The organism is Nocardiopsis sp. TNDT3 (assembly GCF_003427465.1).
GTDB lineage: Bacteria > Actinomycetota > Actinomycetes > Streptosporangiales > Streptosporangiaceae > Nocardiopsis > Nocardiopsis dassonvillei.
In genome coordinates, this window is record NZ_QPFC01000334.1 from 1 (window position 1) to 3721 (window position 3721).

4 protein-coding genes are annotated in these 3721 nt (G+C 70.7%); 3 read left to right on the forward strand and 1 reads right to left on the reverse strand.

Features of this window, described 5'->3' with window-relative positions:
• Window positions 1–31 precede the first annotated feature (31 nt).
• Window positions 32–196 (reverse strand): hypothetical protein, encoded by a 165-nt coding sequence (locus DQW06_RS29190; protein ID WP_013153904.1) that lies wholly within the window; start codon window positions 194–196, stop codon window positions 32–34.
• A gap of 697 nt (window positions 197–893) precedes the next feature.
• Between DQW06_RS29190 and DQW06_RS09070 the strand changes: the two genes are divergently transcribed.
• The 3 genes from DQW06_RS09070 (at window position 894) to DQW06_RS09080 (ending at window position 3552) form a co-directional block, all read left to right on the forward strand.
• Window positions 894–1547 carry a response regulator transcription factor gene (locus tag DQW06_RS09070; RefSeq protein ID WP_013153903.1) on the forward strand — a complete coding sequence of 218 codons (654 nt, stop codon included), beginning with the start codon at window positions 894–896 and terminating at the stop codon, window positions 1545–1547.
• On the forward strand, window positions 1544–2794 hold the full coding sequence (locus tag DQW06_RS09075; protein WP_013153902.1) for a HAMP domain-containing sensor histidine kinase: 1251 nt from the start codon (window positions 1544–1546) through the stop codon (window positions 2792–2794). The genes DQW06_RS09070 and DQW06_RS09075 overlap by 4 nt, the downstream gene beginning before the upstream one ends.
• 461 nt (window positions 2795–3255) lie before the next feature.
• Complete coding sequence (locus tag DQW06_RS09080; protein ID WP_013153901.1) at window positions 3256–3552, forward strand: DUF4193 domain-containing protein; 297 nt, start codon at window positions 3256–3258, stop codon at window positions 3550–3552.
• Window positions 3553–3721 lie beyond the last annotated feature (169 nt).

A 3721-nucleotide genomic window follows, 5' to 3' on the forward strand; every position in this document is an offset into this window, starting at 1 on the left:
GGCCGTGTGCCCACCGCGCCCCTCAGCGCTTTCAGGCGCAGGTGTCGACGCCGTTGCGAGCCGCGATGCGGTACAGGTCCTCCAGCTCCGACGCGTGAGTGTCGGCGAGGAAGTCGTCTCCGGCGGCCTGAGCAGCCTGGAACGACCGGTAGGTCTCGTTGATACGGACCTTGATCTCCGCGAGGAACTCGCCCATTGCACCTCTTCCAGGGGTAGGCACCGGGGCACGAGGGTGCTCCGGCGCGGAATCCGTTCGCGCACGCCACGGCGTCCGCACGGTCGAAGTGTCACGTCCCTGTGACATGCGTCGGCGTCGCGGTCCGGCCGGGGGCCGGTGTCCACGCGCGCGTCCTCCTCCTGTACCCCCGCCGGACCTTCGCCCAAACCACAGAATTCCGGTGTGATGCTTTCGTGATCCGCCCCCGGCCGCCCCCGTCTCCGGACGGCCGACCCCGCCGCGCCGGGCCGGGGGAGCGCGCCGACAGGCCGCCGGGACCGGGCGCGGGGTCCTCCGGTGCGGATTGCACCATGTGTCGGACAAGGGTGTCCCATGACACATTTTCCCGGGAGGGCTGGTGCTTACTTGTTTCTTATTCTTGATGTGTCAGATTTGAGATGTGCGGGGTTAAGTCGCTGCCGGCGGTTGGGGGATTCGCCGGCAGCGGCTCCCCGTGCCCAGGGGAGCGTGAAGCTCCCGGCCCAGCGCCCGCGTTCACGCGGGGCGAGGAAAACGGGCGGTTCGCGAAACCGCCCCGACGGGTTTACCGTCTCCTTACCCCGACCGTGAAAGAACGGATGACGCGGCCGGGACCAAGAACGCCGCTGCCGGTGTGTTGGGGGATGCGCCGGCAGCGGCCCCCTTTCTTTGCGGACCAACGCTCGAGAAGGACAACGTGCGCGTACTCGTGGTCGAAGACGAACGGGTCCTGGCCGACACAGTGGCGGTCGGACTGCGGCGCGAGGCGATGGCCGTGGACGTGGTCTACGACGGCGACGCCGCCCTGGAGTACACCGCGGTCAACGACTACGACGTCGTCGTGCTGGACCGCGACCTGCCGGGCACCCACGGCGACGACGTGGCCCGCGCCCTGGTCCGGGAGAGCTACAACGGGCGCATCCTGATGCTCACCGCCTCCGACGGCGTCCAGGACAAGGTCGAGGGCCTCACCATCGGCGCCGACGACTACCTGGCCAAGCCCTTCGCCTTCGCCGAGCTCATCGCCCGGGTCCACGCCCTCGGCCGCCGCTCGGCGCCCCCGCTTCCCCCGGTCCTGGAGCGCCACGGCATCACGCTCGACCCGGCCAACCACCGCGTCCACCGCGACGGCCGCGAGGTCACCCTCACCCCCAAGGAGTTCGCCGTCCTCCAGGTGCTCATGCGCGCCCAGGGCACCGTGGTCAGCGCCGAGGGGCTGCTGGAGAAGGCCTGGGACGAGAACGCCGACCCCTTCACCAACGTCGTCCGCGTCACCGTCATGACCCTGCGCAAGAAGCTCGGCGACCCACCCGTCATCCAGACCGTCCCCGGCGCCGGGTACCGGCTGTGAGACCGGCGGAGCGGACCGAACCGGGACAGGTCGAGCCCACCCGCCCCGGCGACACCGGTACGTGGCGGCGCCTCAACACCCTCACCCCCGAGGGCTCGGGGACCGAGCGCTCCGCGGCCGCCGCCCGGGTACACCACTTCACCGACAACCTCAGTCTGCGCGCGCGGCTCACCCTCATCTACGGGATGCTGTTCTTCGCCGCGGGCTCGGTGCTGGTCCTGGTCAACTACCTGATCGTCGCGGTCCTGCTCAACGCGCTCCTGGTCGAGCAGAGCTTCGCCGAGCTGCGGGCGCACAGGGACCTCATCGAGCAGGTGCTCACCCACGTCACCCGGTTCTCGCTGCTCGCGCTGTTCCTGGTGGGCCTGCTCGCGGTCGCCCTGGGCTACGCGGTGGCCGGAAGGGCGCTGTCCCCGCTCCAGAAGATCACCCGCATCGCCCGCCGCCTGTCGGAGCGCTCCCTGCACGAGCGCATCGCCCTGTCCGGGCCCGACGACGAGATCCGCGAGCTCGCCGACACCTTCGACGGCATGCTGGAGCGCCTGGACCGCGCCTTCGACGGCCAGCGCCGCTTCGTCGCCAACGCCTCGCACGAGCTGCGCACGCCGCTGGCGATCAACCGCACCCTGCTGGAGGTGGCGCTCAGCGCCCCCGACGTCTCGGCCGACCTCAAGAGCGTCGGACAGACCCTGCTGGAGACCAACGCCCGCCACGAACGCCTCATCGAGGGGCTGCTCCTGCTCGCCAAGAGCGACCGCGAGCTGGAGGTCCGCGCCAAGGTCGACCTGGGCGAGGTGGCCGGGACGGTGCTCAGCCAGCTCAGCGGACCGGTGGCCGACTCCGGCCTGAGCCTGCGCCAGGACCTGCGCCCCGCGACTGTGGTCGGCGACCCCGTTCTGCTGGAGCGGCTCGTGGGCAACCTGGTGGAGAACGCCCTCAAGTACAACGTCGAGGCGGGCGAGATCACCGTGCGCAGCGGCATGTACGAGGGCACGCCCGCCGTCCAGGTGGAGAACTCCGGCAAGGTCATCCCCGCCTACGAGATCGAGGGCCTGTTCGAGCCGTTCCGCCGCGGCTCCGGCGACCGGGTGGGCTCGGGCCGCAGCGCGGGGCTGGGCCTGTCCATCGTCCGGTCCGTGGTGCGCGCGCACGAGGGCGCGGTGACCGCGTGGCCGCGCGCCGGGGGAGGACTGGTCGTCACCGTGCGCCTTCCCCTTCCTCCGGGAGAGGGCGCGGAGCGGCGCTGAACCCGCCCACCGGGCCAAGCTGCGTTTGGCCGGTCTTCGTGGTATCTATACGTGTCCGATGACACGCCGGCCCGTGTCACGGGTGCCGACCCCGGGTGGGTATGCTTCCCCGGGCGTGGACACGGAGGGAATCCCTCCTGACGTGGGCATGTCCTGCTTTTCGTCCGCCCCTGGGGGAGTGTCCCGCGCTTTGTCCGGAGTGGGCGAAAACGGATTTCCCAGGTCTACGAGGCAGCCGACGTTGGGTAGTACACAGGGGTACGGCCCCGGCGCAGCCACACGTGGCCGCCTTCGGTCACGAGGCGGCGAAAGTGCTGCTGACCTGTGGACAGTGGCCCGGGAGGGGACACGGTCCGCCGACATCGGGAAAACTCATCGGCCGAACCGGGCACAACCAAGGTCTCTCAAGCGTTACACCCGCGCGACGAGGCACTGAACGAGGGGGATGGGAGTTAGCAGAGATGGCCACCGACTACGACAGCCCGCGCAAGACTGACGAGGACATCAACGAGGACAGCCTCCAGGAGCTGCAGGCGCGGCGTGTGGACAAGGGCACCGGCACGATCGACGTCGACCCCGACGAGGTGGCCGAGGGCATGGAACTGCCCGGTGCCGACCTGTCGGGGGAGGAACTCGCGGTGCGCGTGCTCCCGCGCCAGGCCGACGAGTTCACGTGCTCGCGCTGCTTCCTGGTGCACCACCGCAGCCAGCTCGCCGAGCAGCGCGCCGGTCAGCTGGTCTGCAAGGAGTGCGCCTGACCGGACGGGACGGCCCCTGAACCGTCCCGTCCCGGGCGGCTCCCGTCCGCGCGGTCGCGAAACCACCCCGCCGCCGTTCGGAGGGAGCGTGTGAGGCCTTCCGGGCTCCTCGCGGGGAGCGCGGTGGAACACGACGGCGGACGGCCGACCACACTGCGGTGCGGTCGGC

What these genes read in the sequence shown, in the direction of transcription:
- DQW06_RS29190 (WP_013153904.1), bottom strand. Translation starts at nt 196, where the DNA reads ATGGGCGAGTTCCTCGCGGAGATCAAGGTCCGTATCAACGAGACCTAC.
- DQW06_RS09080 (WP_013153901.1), top strand. Translation starts at nt 3,256, where the DNA reads ATGGCCACCGACTACGACAGCCCGCGCAAGACTGACGAGGACATCAAC.